24 protein-coding genes are annotated in these 25,918 nt (G+C 45.7%); 2 read left to right on the forward strand and 22 right to left on the reverse strand.

All coding sequences use genetic code 11. The features are described from left to right. Nucleotides 1–22 precede the first annotated feature (22 nt). The 8 genes from RIG66_RS26040 to rfbC all read right to left on the reverse strand — a co-directional run bounded on the left by RIG66_RS26040 (nt 23) and on the right by rfbC (nt 9,485). Nucleotides 23–973, reverse strand: a complete 951-nt coding sequence (locus tag RIG66_RS26040; protein WP_446381787.1) for a sulfotransferase family protein — start codon at nt 971–973, stop codon at nt 23–25. After that, nucleotides 948–2,063 carry a glycosyltransferase family 4 protein gene (locus RIG66_RS26045; RefSeq protein WP_446381790.1) on the reverse strand — a complete coding sequence of 372 codons (1,116 nt, stop codon included), beginning with the start codon at nt 2,061–2,063 and terminating at the stop codon, nt 948–950. The genes RIG66_RS26040 and RIG66_RS26045 overlap by 26 nt, the downstream gene beginning before the upstream one ends. A 49-nt stretch (nt 2,064–2,112) precedes the next feature. Further along, on the reverse strand, nt 2,113–3,045 hold the full coding sequence (locus RIG66_RS26050; protein ID WP_446381792.1) for a sulfotransferase family protein: 933 nt from the start codon (nt 3,043–3,045) through the stop codon (nt 2,113–2,115). Between the two features lie 119 nt (nt 3,046–3,164). Continuing rightward, nucleotides 3,165–4,136, reverse strand: a complete 972-nt coding sequence (locus tag RIG66_RS26055; RefSeq protein WP_446381794.1) for a sulfotransferase domain-containing protein — start codon at nt 4,134–4,136, stop codon at nt 3,165–3,167. A gap of 268 nt (nt 4,137–4,404) precedes the next feature. Beyond that, on the reverse strand, nt 4,405–6,210 hold the full coding sequence (locus tag RIG66_RS26060; RefSeq protein ID WP_446381796.1) for an ABC transporter ATP-binding protein: 1,806 nt from the start codon (nt 6,208–6,210) through the stop codon (nt 4,405–4,407). 595 nt (nt 6,211–6,805) lie between these two features. After that, on the reverse strand, nt 6,806–7,879 hold the full coding sequence (locus RIG66_RS26065; protein WP_446381798.1) for a glucose-1-phosphate thymidylyltransferase: 1,074 nt from the start codon (nt 7,877–7,879) through the stop codon (nt 6,806–6,808). Nucleotides 7,880–8,055: 176 nt separating this feature from the next. Continuing rightward, nucleotides 8,056–8,943, reverse strand: a complete 888-nt coding sequence (rfbD, locus tag RIG66_RS26070) for a dTDP-4-dehydrorhamnose reductase (protein WP_446381800.1) — start codon at nt 8,941–8,943, stop codon at nt 8,056–8,058. Beyond that, nucleotides 8,940–9,485 carry a dTDP-4-dehydrorhamnose 3,5-epimerase gene (gene rfbC, locus RIG66_RS26075; protein WP_446381802.1) on the reverse strand — a complete coding sequence of 182 codons (546 nt, stop codon included), beginning with the start codon at nt 9,483–9,485 and terminating at the stop codon, nt 8,940–8,942. The genes rfbD and rfbC overlap by 4 nt, the downstream gene beginning before the upstream one ends. A 114-nt stretch (nt 9,486–9,599) precedes the next feature. Between rfbC and RIG66_RS26080 the strand changes: the two genes are divergently transcribed. After that, nucleotides 9,600–10,601 carry a glycosyltransferase family 2 protein gene (locus RIG66_RS26080; RefSeq protein ID WP_446381804.1) on the forward strand — a complete coding sequence of 334 codons (1,002 nt, stop codon included), beginning with the start codon at nt 9,600–9,602 and terminating at the stop codon, nt 10,599–10,601. A 106-nt stretch (nt 10,602–10,707) separates the two neighbouring features. Here RIG66_RS26080 and RIG66_RS26085 read toward each other — a convergent pair whose 3' ends face one another. From RIG66_RS26085 to RIG66_RS26105, 5 genes are all read right to left on the reverse strand, one after another. Continuing rightward, nucleotides 10,708–11,901 (reverse strand): glycosyltransferase, encoded by a 1,194-nt coding sequence (locus RIG66_RS26085; RefSeq protein WP_446381806.1) that lies wholly within the window; start codon nt 11,899–11,901, stop codon nt 10,708–10,710. Between the two features lie 333 nt (nt 11,902–12,234). Then, nucleotides 12,235–14,592, reverse strand: a complete 2,358-nt coding sequence (locus RIG66_RS26090) for a GumC family protein (RefSeq protein WP_446381808.1) — start codon at nt 14,590–14,592, stop codon at nt 12,235–12,237. Between the two features lie 288 nt (nt 14,593–14,880). Beyond that, nucleotides 14,881–15,672: a WecB/TagA/CpsF family glycosyltransferase gene (locus tag RIG66_RS26095; RefSeq protein ID WP_446381876.1), complete on the reverse strand. Its 792-nt coding sequence runs from the start codon at nt 15,670–15,672 to the stop codon at nt 14,881–14,883. A gap of 291 nt (nt 15,673–15,963) precedes the next feature. Further along, nucleotides 15,964–16,929, reverse strand: a complete 966-nt coding sequence (locus RIG66_RS26100) for a peptidoglycan-binding domain-containing protein (protein ID WP_446381810.1) — start codon at nt 16,927–16,929, stop codon at nt 15,964–15,966. A gap of 221 nt (nt 16,930–17,150) precedes the next feature. Further along, a complete protein-coding gene (locus tag RIG66_RS26105) occupies nt 17,151–17,327 on the reverse strand; it encodes a hypothetical protein (RefSeq protein ID WP_446381812.1) in 177 nt (58 codons plus the stop codon). A 305-nt stretch (nt 17,328–17,632) separates the two neighbouring features. On the opposite strand from RIG66_RS26105, the gene RIG66_RS26110 reads away from it, so the two are divergent. Further along, the gene (locus RIG66_RS26110; RefSeq protein WP_446381814.1) at nt 17,633–18,349 is read left to right on the forward strand and encodes an SH3 domain-containing protein; all 717 of its coding nucleotides are present in this window, start codon (nt 17,633–17,635) and stop codon (nt 18,347–18,349) included. A gap of 198 nt (nt 18,350–18,547) precedes the next feature. Here the strand turns inward: RIG66_RS26110 and RIG66_RS26115 are convergent, their stop codons facing one another. The 9 genes from RIG66_RS26115 to RIG66_RS26155 form a co-directional block, all read right to left on the reverse strand. Beyond that, complete coding sequence (locus RIG66_RS26115) at nt 18,548–19,027, reverse strand: SH3 domain-containing protein (RefSeq protein ID WP_446381816.1); 480 nt, start codon at nt 19,025–19,027, stop codon at nt 18,548–18,550. Between the two features lie 209 nt (nt 19,028–19,236). Then, a complete protein-coding gene (locus RIG66_RS26120) occupies nt 19,237–20,751 on the reverse strand; it encodes an AAA family ATPase (RefSeq protein ID WP_446381817.1) in 1,515 nt (504 codons plus the stop codon). A gap of 245 nt (nt 20,752–20,996) precedes the next feature. Next, nucleotides 20,997–21,500, reverse strand: coding sequence for a YceD family protein (locus tag RIG66_RS26125; protein WP_446381818.1), 504 nt, complete (start codon nt 21,498–21,500; stop codon nt 20,997–20,999). Nucleotides 21,501–21,562: 62 nt separating this feature from the next. Then, entirely contained in the window at nt 21,563–22,045 is a 483-nt protein-coding gene (locus RIG66_RS26130; protein ID WP_446381820.1) for a Jag family protein, read from the reverse strand. 2 nt (nt 22,046–22,047) lie between these two features. Continuing rightward, nucleotides 22,048–23,217: a membrane protein insertase YidC gene (gene yidC / locus RIG66_RS26135; protein WP_446344292.1), complete on the reverse strand. Its 1,170-nt coding sequence runs from the start codon at nt 23,215–23,217 to the stop codon at nt 22,048–22,050. 337 nt (nt 23,218–23,554) lie between these two features. Continuing rightward, nucleotides 23,555–23,947, reverse strand: coding sequence for a PH domain-containing protein (locus RIG66_RS26140; RefSeq protein ID WP_044210391.1), 393 nt, complete (start codon nt 23,945–23,947; stop codon nt 23,555–23,557). Continuing rightward, on the reverse strand, nt 23,937–24,341 hold the full coding sequence (gene rnpA, locus RIG66_RS26145; protein WP_446381823.1) for a ribonuclease P protein component: 405 nt from the start codon (nt 24,339–24,341) through the stop codon (nt 23,937–23,939). The genes RIG66_RS26140 and rnpA overlap by 11 nt, the downstream gene beginning before the upstream one ends. Nucleotides 24,342–24,498: 157 nt before the next feature. Beyond that, entirely contained in the window at nt 24,499–24,636 is a 138-nt protein-coding gene (gene rpmH / locus RIG66_RS26150; protein ID WP_446375296.1) for a 50S ribosomal protein L34, read from the reverse strand. A 119-nt stretch (nt 24,637–24,755) separates the two neighbouring features. Beyond that, entirely contained in the window at nt 24,756–25,289 is a 534-nt protein-coding gene (locus RIG66_RS26155; RefSeq protein ID WP_446381825.1) for a DUF2808 domain-containing protein, read from the reverse strand. Nucleotides 25,290–25,918 lie beyond the last annotated feature (629 nt).

The following is a 25,918-nucleotide window of genomic DNA, read 5'->3' on the forward strand; positions in this document are numbered from 1 at the left end:
ATACCATTTAGCTGTAAACTTTTTACCTTGACCAATGGGATAAGTCACGGTTGATAAACTCAGCTAATCTCTGATTTTGATCTCTAAACCGTTCCAAAAGCATCTGACGAGTTTCTGGAAGCATCGGCGGTGGCAGATAAGACTGTTTTTTGCCCCACTCGCCATAATAGGGTAATCCCTTTAAAACCTGATAAGCTGCATCGCGCATCCCTTGGGGGAATAATGCTGCAGTACGCTTAACCCCAGGAATTGCCTTGAGAGGAGCCGTCAGTTTTGACCGAACAAATCCTTCAGCCGCTTCCCGTGCTTGGTTTGCCACAACTGGAGTGTCCTGAATTAAATCTATGCTGTTGTCAACACCAATAAAGCAACAAACCTTATCGAGAATATCTCTTGGATTCTGAATTAAATCCTCCATTAATAGTAAAAGTAACGAGTCTCTGGTAAAATAATTAAGATACAGTTCAATATGCTGCATATAGTCGCCGCTTTCTACCAAATAGGAACGTTCTTTAATTGCAGATTCAAAGGTTGTACGAGGTTTTTGCTCACGGCATTTGATTTCATGGACATGGTGTGAATAAGCTCGATCCACTGGATGCCGCATGATATAAATTAACTTTACATCTGGGAGCGCCTGAGCGATTCGTTCAGCAGCGTGAGGAAATTTTGGCAACCTGGTGTAGGTTGTTGAAGCCTCGCCGCCCAGTTGGTGGGATTCAGCTTGATCAAAGAGTGAACCGTACCACGTCATTCCGTGCTCATAGATAGCATCAATCGCAAAGAAATCGGGTTCTTTGGGGATACTCATATAAACTTGTGGATGCCGAACTAAGTATCTATAGAGTGTTGTCGTTCCCGACTTTGCCGCTCCAATAATCAGAAAGCTGGGTTTTGTCATGGCATAGATTTTTTGGATATTTCCTTTATTATCGATTAATCGTCCTTCAATTGTCCACCTGGGAAAAGTCACCCCGTTTATGTCGTTCTATCGCTTTGTATAGTGCCGCCTCGAACAATTCAGTTGCTTCATCCCAAGTATAGTTGCTCGCCTTGGCATAAGCCGCATCGGACATGGCTTGCCATTCTGCATCAGAGAGACTACAGACTTTCACAATTGCCCCCGCCATATCTTCGGGATCTTCTGGTTGAACCAGTATCCCAGCACAATCACTGAGTAGTTCTGGCGCTGCACCCGCCGGAGTGCCGATAACGGGTGTGCGACAAGCCATGGCTTCTAAAATTGGCAGACCAAACCCTTCTGAACGACTACCGAACAGCCAAGCATCGCACCGACCATACATATCTTTTAGGGTATGTTGTAACGGTTGATGGACATACTCGCTACCGAGGGGTAAGGGGAACTCGGACGATGGTACGGAATGACCAAAAGCAACCAGGCGCAGATTGGGGATTTTTTGGGCAGCTAAGGAGAATGCCTTTAGACTGATATCGCATCCTTTCCAATAAACCGGAGAGTACACCATACCAACCGTTGGAATAGGCTGTTTACCACGAGGGGGTGTAGAAAACTGTTGTGTATCGACACTATTGGGGACTAAGGAGATATTCCCATCGCCATACTGAGTTTTCATTAGTTCAACCAACCACTTCGAGATGGCGATTTTATGCATAGGGAGTGAATAGGTGGCGTCCACTCTCCCCTTAGGCAAGTAATCAAATACCTCGTGATGTTGAATAAAGTAGACTTTTACGCCTTTGGCTGTAGATAGAGTCGCTATCCACTCAGCCGTTTCCCACCAAGTTGCTACGATTACATCAGCATCAGGCACATCTGACTCTGTAACTGGACCTAGGTGATCAAGTACCACATGAGGGACATCCAACTGATCGAAATATGATAACTGACGCTTTGGCACAGATATCCAGTCCTCACCTTTGAGAAGAGATTTCACCCGCCTCAATAAACTGGGTTGAGCTTTAGCGGTAGAGACAACCAACACCTCATGACCCCGCCTTTTCAACTGATCAGCGTAGATGGCAATGACGCGCATTCCACCTGCCAGACTAAAATAATCCGCAGTAACGAATGTAATTTTCATACATATACAAACCCACGTTTTTAAATGTTTTTACAGAAAATTACTACAGCTAAGACTCCAGCCAAGGGGACAAATCTCGATGAATTAAGTCTTGCAGTTTGATTATATCATCCCGATAGTCTTCAATCAGTTGTTTTCGTAGCTCTGGCGAAAGTTTCGGCTTGATCATATTTTTGGCTTGGAGATTAGTTTTAAGGCGATCACGCATACGTTTAGGAACGAAAGGCTTCAAAATCGTTTTCATGGGATTGGCTTGGGTGATCAACTTATGGAATCTCTTATTTTTGGGAATTTTGGATACATTAGATTTATTCTGAAGATTAGGGATAAATGAATCATCCACATTCAAAAAACTAAATATATCTTGTACTAAATTTAGGGGGTTTTCTTGCAAGTCTTCGTATAGATAAACTCGGATTTTATCTCCAGGAAACGCTGCAAAGAAACGTTGAAGTTGAACATAATAAAATCCCCTATGTTTATAGTGGAAAAGAGGACTCCAATTATTTTGTATCCGCCATTCCTCTTCTTCAAGCACCTGCAAGAAAGTAGAATTATAGGGTTCAAGTTCGCGCTGAACCCAATTGATAAAGTGCGAATAGGCTCTATCTACGGGGTGGCGAAGTATGGCAATTAATTTGGCTTCAGGTATATAATATTTGATACGTTCAACAGCTTTCGGGATATAGATGTATAATGGACTTGCCTCTCCTATCGCTTTTTCTTGAGAAACCTCTGTAAAGAGCTGACGATAGGTGTCAATGTCCCTGATTCCCTCAATCCGAGTTAGACCCCCTGATCCACGCCATTCAAACGTCTGGTTTTCCTGGTATCCAGGATACAGCTTTTCCCCTTCCAGGACAAAAAACTTGGGTTCTTTGACAGGACTCATGTAAATTTGTGGATGTTGTTTTAAATAATTAAAGAGCGAAGTCGTTCCAGATTTCATTGCGCCTATAATCAAAAAGTTAGGCATCGTCATAAGGTAGACCTCAATAGGTGATGTTGGTTGAAATTTTTGAAATTATAAATAAAATCCCCTTTTAGTTAACCGAATTAAAACCTCAACTAATCATTACGATATCTATAAGGTTTTTTGTATTACTTAGACCAATGAGATAAGTCTCGATTCAGAAACTCAGCTAGTCTTTGATTCGGTTGGCAAAATTTTTCCAATAACATCTGGCGCGTTTCTGGACGCATTGGTTGGGGTAAGTATTGTTTTTCGACCTGAGCATTATAATATGGCAATCTCTTGAGTAAATGATAAACTTGATCGCGTGTTCCTTGCGGTAACAACTTAGCAGTACGATAAATTCCTGGAATTTTCTTCAGGGGAGCCGTAATTCGTGACCGTAGGAACCAATTAGTATGGGTACGGGTTTGGTTGGCGGCAATGGGGTTATCCCTGATCACATCAAATTCATCATCAATTTCCAGGAATTTAAAGACTCTTTTTATTGAATCTGCTGGACTTTGAATTAAATCCTCCATGAGTAAAAATAGAAACGCTTCTCTAGGAAAGAATTGAAGATACTGTTCAATCTGCTGTATATAGTCACTGCCATCTAAATAAAGTCCAGGGCATTTAGGCAGGTGAGAATCAACAATCTTGGGATCAGGAACAGGGGGAGGCACAACTTGCATGACATCTGGCATGACATCTGGATTAATACTTTCTTCAAATGTTTTGATGATTTTTAATTGCCGCCGAGTATTTTGAGCATTTTTGATCAGTTGTACGTAGTAGGAATAGGCTCGATCTACGGGATGCCGCATCACATAGATCAACTTGACATGGGGTAACCATCGAGCAATCCTTGCCGCCGTTTCAGGGAAGTGGGGCCACAGAGTATAAATTGTTGATGCCTCGCCGCAGATTTGGTGGGGTTCAGCTTGGCTAAACAGGGAAGCATACCACTCAATTCCTTTAGCATAGCGATCATCTCTTGCAAAGAATTCAGGTTCTTTAGGAGTACTCATGTAAACCTGTGGATGCCGACATAAGTATTGGTACAGAGTTGTCGTTCCCGATTTAGCAGCACCAATAATGAGGAAATAGGGTAGTTTCATTAAGCAAACCCCTTTATTAGGCTTAGAGATTAACAACCTTTGAGCGAACTGTCTGACTTGGAAAAATTGCCATTTGATTTATCAGTTGGAACGTGTGATTCAGAATCTAATTTCATTAATGTTTCTTTAGCTCCCAAGTATCAATAAGTTTGACTAAATATTTATTCAAAAGCATAATTTGGATCAACCTATTTTTCCTTCCATTTATAAAATATTCTCTCTACCCCAGTTACAACCTTGCCATCAAATCGCACGAGACTCAGCCTTTTCAGGTTCCCAAAACCACTTCCTGATAACTCCCCGACTTAACCACTCTTCCCTTCTCCAACATATAGATGCGATCGCAGTTCTCAACGGTAGACAGTCGATGAGCAATAACAATTAGGGTTTTCGTCCCCGCCAGAGCATTAATCGCCGATGTTACCCGACTCTCTGTCTCATTATCCAATGCTGCCGTTGCTTCGTCCAGTACCAAAATTTCCCGTTCATGATAAATCGCCCTAGCAATCCCAATCCGTTGGCGTTGTCCCCCCGATAAACGCACCCCCCGTTCACCAACCCCCGTCTTTATCCCATCGGGTAACTGCTCAATCAATTCCTCAAGCTGCGCGGCTTGAATTGCCTTATACAACCGTCCCTGATCAATCTGGTTATCCGGAACACCAAAAGCAATATTCCGTTCGATTGTATCATCAGTCAGAAAAATAGACTGGGGAATATACCCAACCAGATTTTGCCAAGAGCGCAGATTCTCATAGATCGATACACCATCGACTTGAATATCTCCACTCTCTAGCTCCAAAAGTCCTAATATCACATCCACTAACGTCGTCTTTCCCGCTCCTGATTTACCAATTAAGGCAATCGATTCCCCTTTCTTAATCTTAAAAGAAATCTGGTCAAGCGAGAGTTCTGAAGCCGCCGGATAACGATAGGTTACATCAATCAGCTCGATTTGATTCGTAAAACTCAACAGGCTCCTATCTTTATTTTCCCGCTTAACTGGCTCTTTCGCTGTTGAACCGTTTAAACTCTCTAAACGATTGTGGACTTCTCGTTTCTCTATCTCCTTAAGATCCAAATAGAGCATATCCAGCGCATGGCTAGACGTTCGCATTTTCGCCATTGCACTAATAAACTGACTGGATGCTGGAATTAATCGCACTGCAGCCACAGCAAAAACTCCCATCACAGCGGTCAAATCTTGCCCACTCTCCGTAAAGAAAATATTGAACAAAGAAACAAAGAGGACGACAAATACAATTAAACAGGTTTTAATAAAAATGTTCGGTAATATATTTGAGGCTTGAGATAAAGTAGCCGCCCTAGCATATTTGCGAACTTGCTCATCCATTTTATTCTCGAAATAGGATTCACAGCCAATTACCCGAGTCTCTTTCAATCCACCTAAACCGTGATTGACCGTGCGAATCATTTCTCGCTGAGTTTCCGATTGGGTTCTTCCCCACTGTTTAAATCGATATCCAAATTTATTAAACAACAGAACGGTCGGTACTAAAATTACCAGAATCATCACCAACAGCAGGGGACTGCTATAAGCCATTAACCCCATTAAAACTCCGATAACAATACCGTTCGTTGCAAAAAGGAGTAAGGATAATAAACATGCATTAGTAAACACATTTGTTTCTGTAATAATATTTTTTATGATGCTCGCTGTATTTTGTTTTAAATAAAATGTATAAGGTGCTGTCAAATAAGCTTTAAGTAATCGGGCTATCAGTCGGCTCTTTTGCTGATGAGTGTATCGGTAGATATACGTTTGAGCAAGAAAATATAACAGCGCTTGAACACAAAAAATTGCAATAATAACAAATCCGACGATAGGAATGAATTGCTGAGGTGATTCAAATCCTGACTTTCGATAAACCCAGTCCAATACAGCAATACTTTTAATCGATTCTGGGTTAGACGCTAAGCTGATGAATGGTCCAACTAAGCCAATACCAAAGGCTTCAAGAATTGAGGTGAAGATAAATACCAATAAGAGGAAGATCAGACTTTTCCGGCTGCCCGTGAGAACGTATAAAACTTTGGAAAGATAGTCAATCATCTGGATAAATATTTTTTAGATTAGAGCCTATTTACATGAATTGCCCGGGATTGGGAAGGGCGCACGTCTGTGCGCCCCTACGGATGACCTTTTTTGATAAACGGGATTTTCTTTGATCGGCAATACACATAGAATGCTGAAGGTGGGTTGGGTTATGACCACACTGTTAGCTTTATGGTGGAAGGCTGTAGCTAAATTCACTGACAGTCGGGTAGGGTAGCCAATTTATCCTATACTCTCCTAATTTTAGAGGATAAATAGCTCAACTGTTAACCTTGTCGGGGAAACACTTTTTGTCACAGAGGGTTGAGGAGAGGGCGACCCGAACCCATTCAGTAGCTGGAGTTGTTAATTAGTGCAAGCGGGTCGCCCCTACCTTACTTTTCACAGTATGTGGTGCAACGAAGGGAGGTAAGTTTTGACCCTTCGCTTCCCTCGATGACATGACGCCTCTCGTGTGTAGGGGCGGGTTTCACGACTATCTTTTCGGTTCCATCCAGATGTGACTAAACCCGCCCCGAATCAGGGTTCTAGACTTTGTGAAAAGTCAGGTCGCCCCTACAGGTTCACCCCAGTTTTTGGGCGACTAAGGTTATCAAACCAATTCGATTTGCGAGTCATCGCCAATCATAAACCGCAACGCCTTCGGACGCCGTGGTGCTACACTCAACTGCGCCCGCTGTCCAATCACACTATCCACGATCCGCTGCTGTACCCCAATCACCTTCGCCCCCTCTAAAATAACACTATGCTCTAAATCGGTATCAACCAGCGTAACCTGGTCAGCTACACTACTATAAGGACCAATAAAACAATTTTCCAGATGACAATTGCTGCCAATGGTCACGGGTCCCCGAATCGTAGAGTTGACGACCTTTGAACCCGAACCTATCTTGACCCGCCCAATCACTTGGCTATTTTGATCAACCTCACCCTGAACAGCGGTTTCTAACAGGGTATCCAAAATAACCCGATTGGCTTCTAATAGGTCATCTTTTTTCCCAGTATCCAGCCACCAGCCCTGTAACTGAAAGGACTCCACTTTTTTCGGTTGGTCAATCAGATATTGAATCGCATCGGTAATTTCCAGTTCCCCTCTAGCCGAGGGTTGAATATTCGCGATCGCATGGTGAACTGTGTTAGAAAATAGATAAATCCCCACCAGTGCCAGATTCGAGGGTGGAACCTTGGGCTTTTCCAGCAACTGCAAGACTCGCCCCTCTTCATCCACCTTAGCCACCCCAAACGCGGTTGGGTTAGGGACGGTACACAGCAGGATTAAGGCATCTAGCTGTCGTTCGTGAAAGCGTTCGACAAATAGACTCAAGTCACTTTGCACCAGGTTATCACCCAGATACATTAAAAAGGGCGAATCACCTAGAAACGGCTGAGCAATCTTAACCGCATGTGCCAACCCTGCCGGCTGATCTTGCCGGATATAAGTAATCTTAGCCCCAAAGCGATCGCCTGCTCCGGTTTTGCTCTTAACTTCTTCTCCGGTTTCTGGACTAATAATAATTCCGATATCGGTAATCCCTGCTGCGACAATTGCCTCAATCCCGTACCATAAAATTGGTTTATTGGCAACGGGAACGAGTTGTTTTGCCCCTGTATAAGTTAGGGGTCGTAGGCGCGTCCCTTTACCGCCGGAAAGAATCAGTGCTTTCATTATGAGTTGCTGAGATTGGCTGGAGTATAGCTGGGAACTAAATCATTCCCCGACACCCGCCAAGAACTCAAGTTCTTGGCTTATAGCTTAAGTCGTCTCAAGACGACTATACTTTTTATCCAGTCAGCTTTAGCTGACTTTAGCTTTTGGTTCCTTGGGTTTAAACCCAAGGCTGTTTAATGCTTCTGATCATAAAGTTGTTTCAGCATTCGCCGCAACCCGGTGCGCCAATGGGAAGGATGATTCCCTAATACAGCCGATATCTTCTGAGTAGAGAGAACGGAATAAGCTGGACGCGCTGCTGGTGTCGGATATTCAGCCGTGGTAATTGGCACAACCTGCTTTACCTGCAACGGGAAGCCAATTTGTAGAGCTTCCTCAAATATAGCCACAGCAAAATCATACCAACTAATCGCGCCGCTATTGGTAAAGTGATAGATACCCGTCAGAGTATCTGATTTGAGAGATTGAGCCAACTGCGCGATCGCACTTGCCAAGTCTCTCGTCCACGTTGGTGTTCCCACTTGATCCACCACTACTCGCAGCTGATCCTGTTCCGCCCCTAGTCTGAGCATGGTTTTGACAAAATTGCCTTTCCCTTGCGCCCCATAAACCCAAGCGGTTCTGAGAATCAGGGCGCGATCGCACTGTTTTAGCACGCCCTCTTCTCCCAATAACTTTGATTGACCATAGGCATTGACCGGATTTGGAATCTCGTCTTCAGTATAAGGTGTATTTTTTTTACCGTCGAAGATATAATCGGTGGAAACGTGAATTAACGCCGCCCCCAACTGCTGCGCGGCTTCTGCCATAATAGTAGGAGCTTTACCATTAATGGCATTTGCCAGTTCAGTTTCGGTTTCCGCTTTATCCACGGCGGTATAAGCAGCGGCATTAACAATCAGATCGGGTTTAAATTCACCAATAACCTGGCGAATTTCATCCAGTTGAGTTAAATCTAACTTGTGACGGTCAACTCCCATCACCTCTCCCAGGGGGGCTAGGGTTTGTTGCAGTTCACTCCCCAGTTGTCCAGCCGTACCTGTGAGTAAAATTCGCGTCATGGATAAACTTCCGCCGTTTTCAAGGGTTGTCCGGCTTGGTCTTTTGCCGATAGGATAGGCTCTGTGGTCAAATTCCAATCAATGCCTAATTCGGGATCATTCCACAGCAATGTCCGTTCATGCTGCGGTGCATAATAATCCGTAGTTTTATATAAAACCTCAGCCACCTCGGAAACCACCAAAAAGCCGTGGGCAAATCCTGGCGGAACCCAAACCTGATGCTTATTTTCCGTACTCAATAGACAGCTTACCCATTGCCCAAACGTGGGAGAACTTTGGCGAATATCCACCGCCACATCTAATACTGTCCCCACGATAGCCCGTACCAATTTCCCCTGAGGTTGCTGAATTTGATAATGTAGCCCCCGGAGAACGTTTTTGACGGAACGGGAATGATTATCTTGGACAAAGGTAGCGCCGATATTCGCTTTCTCTGTAAACGCTTTCTGGTTGTAGCTTTCCAAGAAAAAACCACGCTCATCCCCAAAGACGCGAGGTTCTATAATGACAACATCTGGAATTTTAGTCGAAATAATTTTCATTTAGCCTTCTGGAGCTATATATCTTTGCCGAAAAGGAGTCGTGCCGGAATTGGTATCACACCTCTAGAATAGAAGTTAACTGAGTCAATTGAAAAGCTACTGAAGTTAAGAAGTATGACCCGCATTGGGGTAGTCACCATTGGCAGAAATGAAGGGGAACGACTAATTCGCTGTCTCAAATCCGCGATCGCACTCCTTCCCCAAGATACACCCATTATATACGTGGACTCTGGTTCCACCGATGGCAGCGTAGAAGCGGCTAAATCCCTGGGTGTTCAGGTGATCAACCTGGATATGTCACTCCCGTTTACCATGGCGCGGGGACGCAACACGGGATTTAGATACCTCATCGAACAGTTCCCCGATATCCAATATGTCCAGTTTATCGACGGCGACTGCGAACTCATCCCCGGCTGGATTGAACAAGCCATCGAAACCCTAGATAATGATGATAAATTAGCGATCGCCTGTGGACGACGGCGGGAACGATTCCCGGATGCCTCAATCTATAATCGCCTCGCTGATATGGAATGGAACACCCCTGTGGGTGAAGCCAAAGCCTGTGGTGGGGATGCCTTAATCCGCATTGATGCCATTCGAGAGGTGAACGGCTACAACGAAACCCTCATCGGCGGGGAAGAACCAGAAATGTGTATCCGCCTGCGTCAACGGGGCTGGAAAATTGTCCGCATTGATGCCGATATGACGTATCATGATGCGGCAATGCTCAAGTTTAGTCAATGGTGGAAACGCTCTATCAGAGGCGGTTGGGCAATGGCAGAAGGTGCGGCGATGCACGGCAAACCCCCTGAACGGTATATGATTCGGGAAAATTTGAGCGGTTGGTTGTGGGGATTTGTTCTACCTGTGACGGCTCTAAGTTTGGCTTGGGTTACATCGGGTCTGAGTCTATTATTATTTTTGGGATACCCGGTTTTGATGTGGCGAGTGTATCGGTATCGCTGCAGTTATGGTGATTTGCCGTCCCACGCCGGATTGTATGCTCTGTTTTGTGTATTATACAAGTTGCCACAAGTCATTGGGCAGATGAAATACTGGCTGAGCCGATGGCGGGGTCAGCAGGCAACACTGATTGAATATAAAACATCGGTATAATATCCTCCTGTTTCCTTTAAAAGGGGAAAGTTAGGGTTGATATGCTCTCTCTCAGATAGTCTGGGGGTGAGTGACGTTTATAGGCTAAAGCCCTACGAACACAAACCTACTGAAATAACTCGGCTAATTTTGACGCTTCTTTCGTTGCGTCATGCTGTTTCGCTACTCGTTCCGCCCCCGCCTTACCCATCTGTTCCAGCTTGTCTACCGGAAGCTGTAAGACAGTACGCATTACCTCCGTCAAAGCGGTAACTGATCCGGCGGGTACTAACCAACCACACACTCCGGGTTCAACCAGTTCGGGTATGCCTGCTACATAAGTGCTAATCACGGGACGAGAAAGAGCCAACGCCTCCATAATTACCACAGGCAAGCCTTCGGCAAAACTAGGGAGTACCACCGCCCGCGCTGCTAAAATCTGCTTCTGCACCTGATCATTACTCAGCCATCCGGTAATCTCAACCTTATCTTCTAACCCTAGCTGTGTGATCCTGTTTTCAATTTCAGGTCGTAGTTCCCCATCCCCAACCAGTACAATTTTAAAGGACAAGCCCTCTGCCGCTAACAAACCGGCTGCTTCTATTAACAGTAGATGTCCCTTCTGTTCGCTTAACCGCCCAATGCACACTAAATGCGGACAGTCTGGTACAGGGATAGGAGACTGACGCAAAAACTTTTCATCCACCCCACAATGAACGATATGAATTTTCGACCATTGTTCTGAAGGACACCAGCGATACAGTTGACTTTTGCCAAAGCTGCTAACGGCTACAACAAAAGCTGCCCGCCTAATTTTTTCAGCTAAGGAGATTGCTCCTACTTTATCAAATTCTTCCGGTCCGTGTACTGTAAAGCTATAGGGAGGTCCGCCCAAGACGTGACACAACATTGGCACAGTGGTAGAGTTGGTGCCAAAGTGAGCGTGGACATGGGCAATTTCCGCCTGAGAAAACCACCTGAGCAACACACAAGCTTCCGCCAGATAAACGAGATGACGTAAAACTCCCCGTTCTGATTTGAACCCCACCTGAATGGCTAGCCTTAATGCACTCAGAAACCGCATCGGTTGGGTTATGGCGACCCGGAGTAAGCCCAATAGTAAGCCCACTATACCAATATCTAATACAATCCGGGTCTTTTCCAGCTCTAACTTGTCCCCTTCGTCAACTAACTCAGACTCACAGGAACGGATAGCGAATCGAGCAACGGGAATCCCACAGACTTCTACTCCCAGAATTTCTCGTCGGATAAAGCTGTGACTAACTTTGGGATATTGATTAACTAAATAGGCAACTGTCATTGGTTATTAGTCATTGGTCATTTGTCCTTCGTCCTTCGCCATTTAAGCTGTTCGGCATTTAAACCTTAATGTCGATAATGGCGAAATCCTTGCCGTAGTGCGAGCATCTTGCTCGCTACATTGAGCATCTTGCTCGCTACCCATTCGCAATTTAAATGCATGACAGCTTATTAAGGGCGGGTGCAAGTTGTTGATTTATCGGTGGGAAAGGGCGGGTTTTGTTGTTCCGTTATCGGTAAATAGCGGAATTTAGTCCCTAAACCCGCCCCTACAAATGCTTGACCCTAGACGTTCCACCGGAAGACGTTCCACCGGAACGTCTCTACAACACAATCACGAAACGGAAACCGGGGTTTTTTCCCAACTATTATCCTGGGGCGCGGGCGGTAACCCCATAAACCCCGATCGCGCTTTGATATGATTGGCGATAATCCCTAGTGTGGGCAAGCCAAAGGCATCTAACTGAGTGATGGTTTGCTTGACTAAGGAATTCTTGGTTTTCTTAATTGCCGTCACCAGCAACAACCCATCCGTGTGCCTTGCCAGATAACTGATATCCATACAACTGGGAAATTCTGGCGTATCATAAACCACCAAATCAAATTTAGTCTGAAACTCCGCCATGAGCTCCTGCATCTGGGCTGAGGCAAACCGCCGTGTCAGATGAGGGCGGGGTTGACCTGCGGTTAGTACAAACAGATTATCAGAAATCGGCGATCGCTGGATAAAGTCATGGGGCATCAAATTATCTGCCAGCAAGTCACTTAACCCTTTGGCGTTCGATAAATTCAACTGCTGATGCATCTGAGGATACATCAAATTCGCATCCACCAACAGCACCCGTTGACCCATTTGGGCTGCGGTTTGGGCTAAGTGTAACGCCACCGTGGATTTCCCATCTCCCAACGCCGCCGATGTCACACTCAGGGAACGAATCGGGCGGTCTGAAAACAGAAACCGGATGCTGGTATAAATAGAATCAAAGGCTTCCAGAAATGTCGCATCCGGATAACTCTGATCCCCAGTTTCTGTATCCTGCTTCGGATTCTGATTTTGATAAGCCGGAACTTCACCCAATACGGGCAAATCCGTCGCATCCTTGAGGTCTTCTGTCGTATAAAAAATATCTCTAATTTTTTCCTGGAGAACGCCTAACCCTAGACCTAAGACGACTCCCCCCATCACTCCCATCAACAGCAGTTTGTCGGAGGATTCCGCCATATTTATCGGATTCCCGTATTGATCTCGTGCGATTTCCGGTTCCGATAGAATTTCCCAAGGCAGTTTATTTCCTGCTTCCTCAACTTGGAATGTTTCCCGCTGAGTTAACAGTTGATTGAGCGTCTGTGTCGCCACTTCCAACTGTCGCTGGAGTTCGGTATACTGGCGGATCACCTCAGGCATTTGCTGAGCTTGTTGGGCAAATGTCGCTCTCGTCTGGGCTAACTGCTGACTGCGTTCTTCCAACAGTTGAATTTGGTTCGTTGCTTCCACCAGTTGCTGAATCAGCCCCATGCGAACCGAATTTTGAAACGTCATCACATCCGAATTATTGGTGGTGGTTTTGAGGTTCTCGCCGATAATTCGCTGGGCTTCCTGATTCAGCAGCGCTTGTAAATTCTGTCGCTGTTCCTCTAGGGCTTGCATCCTGGGATTATCTGGCGCAAAGCGGGCAGATTCAATGGCAATCTGACTCTCGACTTCCTGAATTTTCCCCAACAACCCTTGATAACGCGGGTCTTGGCTTAAGGCGGATGAGGCAATCGCTTCCTCTGGAGATAATCCTAACTGTTGCCGCAAGTTAGTTGAGAGGGTTCTCAACTCCCGTAGTTCTTGTTGAGTTGCTCGCTGTTGATTTTCAAGATCCCGGACTTGACCGAGTAATTCTGCCCCTTTAGATTGAGGCTCAATCAGGTCATAGCGCTCCTGAATACTCTGAATCTGTTTCTGATAGTTATTGACGCGCTCCTGCAATTTCGGTAGTTGCTCATCGATAAATTTAATCCCTTCACTAATACTGCTCTGGCGTTCATCCAGGCTATACTTTAAATATTTATCAGCCGTTTCCTCTAAAACTAACTCAGCTAGTTTAGGATCAGAGCTTTGATAATTCACTGCCAGAATCTTAGTGCCCGAATCTCTCCCTTTTCCGACAGTGACCTGTTCAATAGTTAACCCTTGTCTTAAAGCACCGACACTAACTCTACCAGGATATTGCGCTTCAATTTCCTCCACCACTGGTCCCAGAACACCTACTCCCTTTAAAATTTCAATCTGAGTGGGGTAATCCAAGCGGAACATTTGCTCATTCGGCACACCACTGGTGCGAGCCAGGGCGCTAGGGTCACTTGCCCGTTCTTCAGTGGTTACGGGTTCCACTAACAGCCGAAATCCCCCCGCATAAATTGGAGGCTCCTTGGTACTTACATACCAAGCGGCTGCAGTCGTTAGGGTGGTCAAGCCCGCAATCAGCCAAGCTTTCCGCTTCGCGGTTCGCAACAAGGGACGCAAATTCAATCCACGTTGAGGAGTCGCTGTCACCTCATCCGTCAAATCTGCAGACAAGGGCGGATCATGTCTATCACCCTTGCCGTTTGATGAAAGTGGAGAATCCCGTTCTATTTCCATGTTGACCTCTGTCACGTTGACTGTACCGCACCCAAACCCTTCTTTTGCAACAGTTCCTGGCATGTCTATTATGCCAGACCATTTAGCCAACTGTCTCTATCCTTAGGTGTCTCACACAAGACTTTTCCCAAATGGGCTAGTCTTCTCAATCCATTTTAAATGAAACCCTAGATGACCATCAATAAAGGTTTGATAAAGTTTACTTCAAGAGGGGACGGGAAACGGCGAACGGAGAACAGGAACAATAAACCTTTGCCTCTTTCCAGAACTGAGTAGAGACGTTGCATGCAACGTCTCTACAACCCTTAGTGTTCGTCCCGAAGCAGACTTTATAATGGATGAATCTATCTTCTAAAAAGGAGCTTTGTAAAGTTTAAGTTTCTGCTTCAATATCAGCCACAAAAAACCGACATCATCAACAAAATATCGCTTCCACAATCGCCTCGGTTCAACTGAAAAACGATAAAACCATTCTAAGCCAATGTCACAGAGAAACTTCGGCGCTCTTTTGACGTTGCCAGCTTCAAAATCGATCGTTGCACCGATTCCCATAATTATTTTAATGTTGGGATTGAATTTCTGCTTATATTTACTGATAAATAATTCTTGTTTTGGTGCTCCAACTCCTACTCCCAACACTGTAGCACCTGAATCATTAATCAATTGCAAAATTTTGTAGCATTCTTGTTCATCGTTTTCAAATCCCCATGGGGGTGAATATTCGCCTACGACAATTTTTCGACCGATTCTAGCGTTGATTCTCTCTTGAGCTTTCTTGGCTACGCCCGGAGCGGCTCCCAATAAAAAGATGCGAATATCAGGATTGTCTTTGTGATAATGGCAAAACGCGGGAAAGATGTCTGATCCCGCTAGTTTTTCTTTGAAGGGAGTTCCCAAAAACTTAGAGGCGTAAACTAAAATCTGACTATCACATATTACATAATCAGCCGCTTTATAAGCCTGCAAAAGCTGCCGATTGCTTTGTAATTGCATGAGGTGATCGACATTCGGGGTAAATACAATACCCTGCTTTAATTTCTTTAAAAACTCATCTTTAGAAAAATTATCAATATATAAATTAAGAATTTTAACTTTTTTGCGAACCGAAAGACCGTTATCTTCACTAGCTAGCGGTATCGGCATAACCTCGGGTTCCGGTGTAAACTGGTTATCCTGTTGGTCTTTCATTGAGCGTGGAACTGATGATGAGTTCATAGTAGAGACAACCTAACTAACACTAATTTTAGCTTATACTCCCATTGAATAGCTGTTGTTTCAACTTAAACAGTCTCGGCAGAAAATTAAATCTATCAGCCGACTGATGTTCACAGGTTTGGCTAGTGTTGACGGATACCATGTCGATGATGGTCTACCTGTCTTTCCCTTTCCTCAAAAAGATTGATAGATTCTGTTACGATACATTGGGTGTGAATCTTAGCGGAAATACGCCACCCGTGCATCTAAGCCCTGCGATCGCAGTCGATGGGAAATCGCTTCAGCACCGTCACGATCCACAAAGGAGCCAGCATTGACAAATTTGCCTCGTCCAGAGTCAGCAGTAAACGCCCCTGACACATATCGTTGTACTCGGGTGAGTGTATCTCCGTTATAAATGGGGACAACGACCACATAACGATTTTGCTCAAGTGTCGGAATTAACCCCAGCGCCTGAAGCGTGTCTTGACTCGCTACACCATCGGGAAATAGATTATTTGCTTCCTGAAACTGCTCAACGGCGTTTTGAGTTTGGAACCCATAAATGCCATCAACAGGACCGGGATCAAAACCTGCCTGTCTTAACTTTAGCTGAAGTTCAAGTACATCTTGACCGCGATCGCCGGGACGCAATTCTCGGATATTAAACGGTTGAGTCTCAATGGGAGGCGGCGGTGTAAATTGTCCTCTGCTAGGAGATAGAATGTTTCCTATAGTCGGAGGAGGTGGCAAGGTGCCAATTGTTGTACTGGGGGGAGGTAAAGTGCTGGAGGCAAAGGTCGAATCTAAGGGTGAAATGCGGCTCAAGTTATCGAACAACACAGATTGGGTGCGTTGACCGACGATTCCATCCGGAATCAGCCCATTGCGGCGCTGAAATTGCTGGACAGCATCTGCGGTGATCGGACCAAAATACCCCGTGGGTTGCTGATCAAAATAGCCTAATTCTCGCAAACGCCTTTGAATCTCAATGACTTGAGAGCCACGACTTCCCGGCTGTAGTGTTTGGGCTACAGCTTTGTCTGTAAGTCCTAAGCTGCTGAGAATGACGGCGAATAATAGCCAGTGAAATGGTACAGGGGAAGGCTTTGGCGATCGCCACTCATCCCCATTGACACTTTCTAAACCCACCTCGGCTGGCTTTTCCGACGCCCAGATAAGATGGCTATAGGCAAGGGTTTCCATAGGTCTCTCAGATAACTTTTATTGCTAGTTTATCAACCTATGTGGAAAGATAGTAAGTCGGCGGGAAAAATTCAAGTTAAGGGATTGTCATTTGTCTTATGTCATTCGTCATTCGTTGATTAGGAACTCTCTTCCCCAGCTCCCAGACGTGCCATGGCACGTCTCTACAACTCCTGCTCCCCCTGCTCTCTAACCCCACCACAAAACTTATTCAGCAGACCCTATATTAATCCCGATCGCTCGATCAGAACAGCAGACAACGCGGCTATGCCTGTAATTGTCAAGGCTAATAGAGGGTGTTGACCCTGACTCACGGCAAAGGAGGTGACGATTCCAGCACCCAACCCGGCGGTAACTAAGGCAGTCCAGATATCTTTATTCGTGTTTTTGTGGTACATGCGTATTTTTCGTTAAAGAATTTTACAACTATTCAGACAGGTTTTCTCACCGTACCACTCTCTTTTATTGAACTGAAGTCTCTACTCAATTATTGCAATCAAGATTTAAATTTAGCTACGTTTCTTAATATAATCTCGATGTTGCACGATTTTGATGGATGATGGTGATGACTTCTATCAAATCCGGTTAATCACTGCCGATATATTCTTGCCCAGGCAATCCAGCAATTGCCAGCCATTGAATTTGCCTGTAATGATGTGTATTCAATTAGACATGATACTTAATCAGATGAGGAGTGACCCAAATGAGCCAAATTAGCCAGTGGAGCAAGTCAGCCGCACTTTTGGTGTTAGGATTTACTGTAGCAAAAGGTTTAACAGCAACGGCTAGTGTAGCCGTTGGCAGTGAACCAACTCCGTTGGTGACCACTTGGGTTCATGCCATGGAGAATGTAGAAGGTAATACTTATAGAAACCTTTTAAACTATCAACCTAGAACATTCCCGTCAACCCTACCTTCCCCGACAAATTCTTTTCTCCTTACTCAAGGATTGATCGGGCAATGTCGGGCGGCGGCGCGGTCAATTTTTATCTACGCGGAACGTTCAACCGCTAATCCGATTCGCGCTTTACAAGCCGATGAACAAGTCACTCTCGCTGAAGCTAGTGGTAGGAATGGTTGGATCGCGATTGGTTCTCCAATTAGTGGATTTGTTCAGGCGAAAGATCTCAAGCCTTGCACTGGAAATCCTGCGCCTACGCCCTCACCCACACCACCTAACCGTTGTCGCCGAGTCATTTATGAAGAAGATGAAGGATTAGCGATTCGGGAAAGTCCCAACACGAATTCCGCCAGAGTGGGTGGCGTCTTCTTTGGCGATCGCGTCACTCTTTCTGATCCACCCCAATTTAGATTAGATGACGCTGGACGTGAATGGGTAAGGATTACCTCCCCAACTTCTGGTTGGCTATCCAATGGATTTCCGCAATTGGGCGATATTAATCTGAAGGCGTGTTTCTAGTTATTTGTCATTTGTCATTTGTCATTCGTCATTCGTCATTTGGTCGGGGCGGGTGTAGGGTGAGTTAGCGTTCGCGAAGCGTTCCCGTTCGCGCAGCGTTCCCGAAGGGTAGGGTAGCGTAACGCACCATTTCAAACAATAGTTGTAAAACCCGCCCCTACAAACCAGGTTCCATTGAGGGAAACACAGGGTCAAAACTTATTCCACTCGCTCAACATTTCCCGCCTTGACCCAACCTTCTTGTTCACTACCCGATAAGCGTACTCTCTGCCATTTTTGATCATCGCTTTCTTTGAGGATGATAATTTCCTTATTGTAGGCTACGCCACCAATGCGATTGGCATTGAGACTGGGAGAATCGCGCAGGCTTAATCCTTCGGGCCACGTCACCCTTGCCTCATACGCACCAGGGGGTAATTCTTCTGGTTCTGGGGATTCACTGGGAGTGGGGCTAGGACTCGGACTGGGTTTTGGCTTCTGGGCAGATTGAGCGGGTTTCTTTGCCGAATCAGGGGATTTAACGGGCTTCGTTGGTTGTTCTTCGGCAAAAATGGGTTTAGCTGGATTGACTGATAATTTTGTGAAAAAGTAATAGGCGACGGCACCACCCCCTGCCAATAATATGGAAATACCTAGAATAAATCCGATAAAAAACTTGGCAATACCTGATAAGCTCATAGCGTTTATTGTTAGTTATTTGTCATTGTCAAATAGTTATCGTACTCAAAGGTTAGTCAGGGCGGGTTTTGTACAAACGCTACTATCAAAATAAAAAAGAAAGTTCCTAAACCCGCCCCTACAGACGCGCCAGGTTATTTGAGCGAAGCGAAGGATCAAAACCATGCTCTCGAAGGTGATGAAGGCTCAAAATTCAAAACTAAAAACCTCTACTGCAGTTGACGCTGAATTCGACTACTTAAACGATTATCTCTTGACGCCATCCGTGCTTTTCCCGCCGCCGCCCAGTCTTTGAGAAATTGAATTTGTTCTTGGGCGGTACGGGCAAGGGGGACAATTTGGCTGGCGGCTTCTAATATATCATCGGTGGTAAAGTCTCGATTTTGACTAAAGCCAATGTGCATGGCTTCGATCAGGGTTTGTTCAATTTCTGCGCCGGAAAAGTCAGGGGTTTCGTAAGCGAGTCGTTCTAGATCATAGTTCTTGAGGTTATGAGGGCGCAGTCGCCCTAAGTGTAGTTCAAAAATCGCTTGGCGTTCTTCTTGAGAGGGTAAGCCAACAAAGAAGATTTCATCAAATCGCCCTTTCCGCAGCATTTCCGGTGGGAGGGCTTGGATATTATTGGCGGTAGCGACAACAAATACGGGGGATTTTTTCTCGGCTAACCAGTTGATGAATGTCCCAAACACCCGACTGGCGGTACCGGAATCGCCTTTGGACTCTACTCCCGCAAAGGCTTTGTCGATTTCATCAATCCAGAGAATACAGGGGGCTAAGGCTTCGGCGAGTTGAATCATCTGGCGGGTACGGGATTCGGATTCTCCGACTAAGCCGCCAAATAAACGCCCTACATCTAAGCGTAATAGAGGAAGATGCCAATGATGTGCGATCGCCTTAGCGGTTAGCGATTTTCCGGTTCCTTGTATTCCGACTAACAGCAAGCCACGGGGATGGGGTAATCCATATTGTCGGGCGCGTTCGGTAAACGCACCGCCTCGGCGCAGCAGCCAGTCTTTGAGGTTATCTAAGCCGCCAATGTCGGAAATTCGTTCGCTGGTGGGGTAATAGTCTAAGATTTGGGTTTGACGAATCGATTGGCGTTTTTCTTCTAACACCATTTCCACGTCATCGGGTTGGATTTGCCCCTGCGCCGCGATCGCTCTGGCTAATACTCGGCGTATCCGTTCTAAGGATAACCCTTGACAAGAACGCACCAGTTCATCTAAAACTTTGTCGCTGAGGGATTGGCTGGTGGCGGCGACTAAGCGACTAATTTCGGCTTTAATTTCTGAGACATCCGGGAGGGGAAACTCTTGTACCGTCAATACTTCGGTTAAGTCTGGGGGGATGGCGACTTGGGGGGTAACAATGACGAGGTTTTTCGGCTGGGATTTTAGGAGTCGCGCCAGGTTTTTCAGTTTGCGAGAAACGGAGATATCTTCTAGAAAGCGGTGAAAGTCTCTGAGGATAAATATAGAAGGGGCGTTGGCGGGGATTTTTTCGACAAACTCTAAAGCCTGTAAGGGATTGCGGCGTCCAAACCCTTGATCATTGGGGTTCCCTTGATAGCCATCGACAAAATCCCACAGATAAACCGCCCGTTCACCCAACCGTTGAGCCGCCTGTGCGATCGCGACTTCGGCTCGTTCTTCTTCCAGGGTGGGAATATAAATTAGGGGATAGCGGGCGCGTAGCAGCAGCTCAAACTCATCATTAAAACTCATGGGGTTTTGGCGGAGAATGCAACAACTTCAAACCGAATCAGTCACCACACCTCATTTTACCTGGATTGAATGAAATGAGAGGAGGGCGGGTTTTGTATCCCAGTTAGGGAAAATAATCAATAATTATCCCTAAACCCGCCCCTACCTGGATCTAGGTAAATGACATAAGACGTAGCTTGCTTCTTTTGGGGAAGCGAGTATGACAAATGACAAATGACAAATGACGAATGACGAATGACCATTAATTACCCTGGCAATTTTCCCTTCAAAATTTCCAGAGCATCCCAACGGCGATCAGTTGGCTTAGTGCTATCATTCTCATCCATGACAATTCCTGGACAGTTGGCGTCACATAACTGTCGGGGTGGAATTTCTAGACACAATTGCTCATAAAGCCAACTATTGGGATCAAAATACCCTTGGGGATGTAAGGTTTCCACTAACTCCTCCAAGGGCGTTTCTCGTTCCAAGATACCCAGCTCCTGTTGATCGGCAGCTTCATCTAACCAAACCAGTTCCGATACATCCGCGCTTAACCGATGATTGTACTGCTGCAAACAACGGTTACAGGCTAGGGTAATAATCGTTTCGGCTTGCGCCGAGACTTCTAAATAATTCCCTTGATGCTTAACTTGCAAGCCTCCTCGCACAGGCGTTAGCGTTTCTAAATCGGGCAGGAATTCATTGACCTGAATCACCTCGGTTTGCTCTGGTAATTTAAGCAATCCAGGAATATAAATTACTTCCATGATGCCACTCCTTTGCTGCCAACAAGCCACCCTTACCCCCGATTTTAAACCCTAATTGTTAGTTAAGGACGCAGACGCACCACCAAGTGACGGTTTGGTTCTTGACCCTGACTGTGGGTTTCTAAATCTTCGCATTCCTGGAGCAACGTATGCACTTGACGGCGTTCTGCGGCGGAGAGCGATCGCAATTCATAATCTTGACCCGTCTCCCGTACTTTCTGTGCCGCCTGATCTGCTAGTATCCGGAGTTCCTCTTGACGCTGTAGACGGTAACCATTGAGTTCAACGGTATACGCCGCCTGATCCGCTAATGGCTTACCGAGGTTAAGCGTTGCATTTGCCAGATACTGTAGCGCATCAAGTACCTTACCATTAACGCCAATCAGGGTTTGAATCTCTGCCTCAGTCAATTGGCTTTGATCAATGGTTAACCAGTAGTTGGCTTTACTATCTTGGTTCTCATCAGTGACTTGCACTGTCGCCGACACATTGGATAAGCGTAGCAACTCTTCTAGCCACTGTTGACCCCGCTGCTGATTACTCATAGCTAACTTGACGCTTTTTTCTTGGAACGTTTCGGTTCAAATGGCAGTGATTCTCGCCCTTCGCCGGACTTGTCCTTGGATTGGGTTTTCTGTTCCGCTTTTTCTTGCTCCTCAACCATTTTTTGGATATTGTCCGGTAGGGGTTCTCGCATCAAAATGAAGGATTGCAGCGTCTGAAAAACGTTAGCAATCACCATATACATCAACACCCCGGCGGGTAAGGGGAAGAAGAAGAACATCCCGGAGAATAAAACTGGCGTAATCTTATTCACCGTATTTTGCTGCGATGAACCACTAGGAGCATTTTGACCCGTGAGAACCTGGTTTACATACAAACTCACGCCAAAAAATAGAATCATGCCCACAATATCCAAGTGGATTTCGCCATCATCTCCAAAGGCACCCACTCGCCCTAAGGCATTAATAAATAGGAATCCTCGCTCCGCCGCCAGTCCGGGAATTGTCGCCTTTAGGGTTACATCACCTGGTTCTAAGGCTTCCAGGGTGCCATCTTCGGCAAAATGTACCTTGTCTTCGCCTTTGGTGATTTCCCATTTAGGCACAATTTTGGTGTCTGGATATTCCTTCTCCAGGGTGCTTAGGGATTTTCCTTCAACGGATTGAAAGTCGATTGGAGTTTTCTCCCCCACTACTAACCGATTACCACTGGGTAATACGGCGGCGACGGGTGAATGAACCCCATCGGCAAAGTAAATATTTTGGGGTTTAGTGGCAAAGGCTTGGGGCTGGATGAACTCCATTTTCTCCCGGGGAAAGATTTGTACATCCACCGTGTAGTTCACATTGGAAAACGGTGATCCCCGCAATGTGGCAAATAGGGCAAACAAGACAGGCATTTGCAGCAGCACAGGGAAACACCCGGCTAGGGGATTACCAAACTCCTGGAAGAGTTTGCTCATCTCCTCTTGTTGTTTTACCTTGTCATCGCCATAGCGTTGCTGAATTTCCTCTTGCCGCTTTTTCATTAAGGGTTGGGTAATTCGCATGCGCCTCATGTTGCGAATGGAGCCTGCGTTCAGGGGATAGAGAGCAAAGCGAATTACCAGGGTCAGTGCCACGATGGCAAGACCGTAGCTAGGCACAATCCCGTAAAAGAAATCCAGGATTGGCAGCATGACGTTGTTGGAAAGAAACCCGATACCAAAATCCATTCGTATAAAGTCAACCTAGGCGCTGTAACGTTTTCTGAATCTAATTTATCGAATATTGGCGGCAATGGGAGGCAATGTCCCGCAATTGCCCCGGCGATTCTCCACGCTTTCACCCCAGGGGGAGGCTTTCAGGCGATCGCCGGCTTGGGCAGCCCAAAGAAATTCAATGGGGAAATGTATCCAAAAATACAGAAATTTATGCCAAATTTCTGATCAGGTTGGCGCTCCTTCAACTTAGAGTTGTCTGAACGAGGTGAGGAGTTCAATTATTCCCCACACCCGACACCCGACACCCGACACCCACAAACATTGCTCCCTTGCTCACTGCCGCTATACTTTAAGCCTTAACGGAATCTAGAGGTTTACCCGTTTTGGCAGAAACTTTTTCACCGATATAATCGTAAATTTCGCGAAACTGAGGCATAGCCCGCAGTTCTAAACGGCTACCATCTTTCAGGATAACCACAATATCGCCCCACAGACCGATACCACGGGGAACTTTCCGCAGTTGGGCAATTTCAGAGTAGATAATATCCGTGCGATCGCGCCCTTGCCATCCCCCTGTCACCGAAATGCGGCGATTTGTCACCCGATAGCGCAACCACAACGCTCGCACAACCGCCCCAATGGTTAAGGGCAGGGCGATAACCGTGAACCCCAACAAAATGTTTATAATCAAATCACCGATATGGGGACCCCCCTCATAATAGGTTTCTTCTTTAATGCCCATTTATTACCTCAGCATCTACCAATAACTGCTCTAATTCTTGCAAAAATTGAGCATAATCGCACTCCAAGGCGCTGGGGCGCACTCCAACTATGACATGCCAACCGGGTGTCAGTCGCGGCAATAATTGGCGCAAAGTCGCTCGTATCTGACGTTTCAGCCGATTACGAACGACGGCTTTTTTACTAACTTTTTGGCTGACGGAGATACCGATGCGAGTGGGAGGTAAATCGGGAGGATTGAGCTGTAACTTGTCTGAACAGAGACCCTTCTCATGGCTAACCTTAGGCAAATGCAAACCTCGCACGGTTAAATGACGTCCATAGCGACGAATTCCTTTTTGGTATACTGCCTTAAAATCTCGCCAATGCTTGAGTCGATTCGCCTGGGGCAACAATTGTTATTTGTCCTTGGTCATTCGTCATTCGTCATTTGTTCGGCAACAGGGAACAGGGCAAGATAGAGTTATGAGTTAACTCATAACTTCCCCATCTTCCCTCTCAACCCTGTTTCAAGACTTACGCTGAAAAGCTAGGAGCCTTAACCCAGTAACACTACACCGCTAGACGATAACGTCCTTTACTGCGGCGGGCTTTAATGACCGTTCGACCGTTTTTGGTTCGCATGCGGGCGCGAAATCCGGATTTGCGTTTTTGCTTGCGGTTACTACCGCCTAATGTGCGTTTTGTCATTGTTTATTGTTTATCGTGCTACCAAACCCCATCGGGATACAGGAAAAAAGTTAAACGATTTATACGATTTTCCCCTTTGACCCAAGAGTCACAATCTACCAGTTTAACATTCCCATAGCCTAACTCACTGTAACAATCCAAACTCCCAGAGGACGGGGTAGGGGAATATCACCGGGAGTCCACACCAGACATTCAAAGTAGAACGTACCGCCAAACCGGGGATTTTTCAAATTAGACAAGACGATTTCTACCTTCTCTTGGGCGGGAATTGGCTGTTGCATATAAATCTGAAGCTGGTAATTGTCTTTATCCCAGTTCACCTCAGCAATGGGTAGGGATTCACCCTTAACCCTGACTTCAATCCGATCCGGATCAAATTTGCCCGTGTAATAGTCTGGATAACGCAGGTCAATCTGCTGCACCGCCAATTCCATCTTTTTGCTGGGAATCCTCAGTTTCAATCGATCCCAACCATCAGCCTGACCACCATAGTCAAAATGATACCTGAGAATATTTTCCCGTTGCACACCGCTAAATATAGTGAGTCCGGGATTACTCTGAGCTAATGTCTGAACGGCTACACCAGTGAATAAACAGCCTGTTAAGGCAACGGCTGAAACGAAGCGTCCTAGAGGAGATTTGCGGATAAACATAAATGGGGAACCTTTCGCTGTAAAAAAAACTAAGATTTTTACTAAACTTTACAGTCTTTGACTGTAACAGATTTTAGTCCTACCGTAGTCGGGCGATGGTGCAGACGCTCAAGAGGTGGGAAAAGTGCCTGGGGGAGCTGAGAGAGTTGAGGGAGCAATGTAGAGACGTAGCATGCTACGTCTGGAAGCTGAGGGAGTTGGAGTTAGAGAGAAGTGAGTATGACCTGCTTGACTCTCGGCTTTGACTCCGCTAAAGTGTCTGGCAGCTTATAGTCACTCTCTGTCTAGTTCGTCATATCTGTAGTTAAATATACACAAATTTCGGAAAAACCTGCTCATACTTCTGATTATTACCAAAAAATGGCGATCTATAGCTATCCAGATTATCAAATTAATCGACATTGAGCTAGGTGTATTGAGTGCGCTAAAGCTGTCACACTTTTAATTTGATATAACTTTCAGAGAAATTCCACTAGCCAGTTCGGATGAAAGCTTTAACCAATAGAGTATGGATGAAAAACTCCACTGAATTGCCCTCAAGACAGACAAATTTTTCCAGGCACAGATCGCTTAGATAGTGTTGATGCAAAAGGAAGGCACAAGGGCTATCATGACATAAAAATACGACC

This window comes from Coleofasciculus sp. E2-BRE-01 (assembly GCF_040221695.1).
Taxonomy (GTDB): Bacteria; Cyanobacteriota; Cyanobacteriia; order Cyanobacteriales; family Coleofasciculaceae; genus Coleofasciculus.

Coding starts and splice junctions, on each gene's coding strand:
- RIG66_RS26155 (WP_446381825.1), bottom strand. CDS start 25,289: ATGTTTATCCGCAAATCTCCTCTAGGACGCTTCGTTTCAGCCGTTGCC.
- RIG66_RS26095 (WP_446381876.1), bottom strand. CDS start 15,672: ATGCCGATACCGCTAGCTAGTGAAGATAACGGTCTTTCGGTTCGCAAA.
- RIG66_RS26090 (WP_446381808.1), bottom strand. CDS start 14,592: ATGCCAGGAACTGTTGCAAAAGAAGGGTTTGGGTGCGGTACAGTCAAC.
- RIG66_RS26065 (WP_446381798.1), bottom strand. CDS start 7,879: ATGAAAGCACTGATTCTTTCCGGCGGTAAAGGGACGCGCCTACGACCC.
- RIG66_RS26085 (WP_446381806.1), bottom strand. CDS start 11,901: ATGACAGTTGCCTATTTAGTTAATCAATATCCCAAAGTTAGTCACAGC.
- RIG66_RS26080 (WP_446381804.1), top strand. CDS start 9,600: ATGACCCGCATTGGGGTAGTCACCATTGGCAGAAATGAAGGGGAACGA.
- RIG66_RS26055 (WP_446381794.1), bottom strand. CDS start 4,136: ATGAAACTACCCTATTTCCTCATTATTGGTGCTGCTAAATCGGGAACG.
- RIG66_RS26130 (WP_446381820.1), bottom strand. CDS start 22,045: ATGAGTAATCAGCAGCGGGGTCAACAGTGGCTAGAAGAGTTGCTACGC.
- RIG66_RS26110 (WP_446381814.1), top strand. CDS start 17,633: ATGAGCCAAATTAGCCAGTGGAGCAAGTCAGCCGCACTTTTGGTGTTA.
- RIG66_RS26060 (WP_446381796.1), bottom strand. CDS start 6,210: ATGATTGACTATCTTTCCAAAGTTTTATACGTTCTCACGGGCAGCCGG.
- rfbC (WP_446381802.1), bottom strand. CDS start 9,485: ATGAAAATTATTTCGACTAAAATTCCAGATGTTGTCATTATAGAACCT.
- rpmH (WP_446375296.1), bottom strand. CDS start 24,636: ATGACAAAACGCACATTAGGCGGTAGTAACCGCAAGCAAAAACGCAAA.
- RIG66_RS26105 (WP_446381812.1), bottom strand. CDS start 17,327: ATGTACCACAAAAACACGAATAAAGATATCTGGACTGCCTTAGTTACC.
- RIG66_RS26140 (WP_044210391.1), bottom strand. CDS start 23,947: ATGGGCATTAAAGAAGAAACCTATTATGAGGGGGGTCCCCATATCGGT.
- RIG66_RS26120 (WP_446381817.1), bottom strand. CDS start 20,751: ATGAGTTTTAATGATGAGTTTGAGCTGCTGCTACGCGCCCGCTATCCC.
- rfbD (WP_446381800.1), bottom strand. CDS start 8,943: ATGACGCGAATTTTACTCACAGGTACGGCTGGACAACTGGGGAGTGAA.
- yidC (WP_446344292.1), bottom strand. CDS start 23,217: ATGGATTTTGGTATCGGGTTTCTTTCCAACAACGTCATGCTGCCAATC.
- RIG66_RS26125 (WP_446381818.1), bottom strand. CDS start 21,500: ATGGAAGTAATTTATATTCCTGGATTGCTTAAATTACCAGAGCAAACC.
- RIG66_RS26100 (WP_446381810.1), bottom strand. CDS start 16,929: ATGGAAACCCTTGCCTATAGCCATCTTATCTGGGCGTCGGAAAAGCCA.
- RIG66_RS26045 (WP_446381790.1), bottom strand. CDS start 2,063: ATGAAAATTACATTCGTTACTGCGGATTATTTTAGTCTGGCAGGTGGA.
- RIG66_RS26050 (WP_446381792.1), bottom strand. CDS start 3,045: ATGACGATGCCTAACTTTTTGATTATAGGCGCAATGAAATCTGGAACG.
- RIG66_RS26115 (WP_446381816.1), bottom strand. CDS start 19,027: ATGAGCTTATCAGGTATTGCCAAGTTTTTTATCGGATTTATTCTAGGT.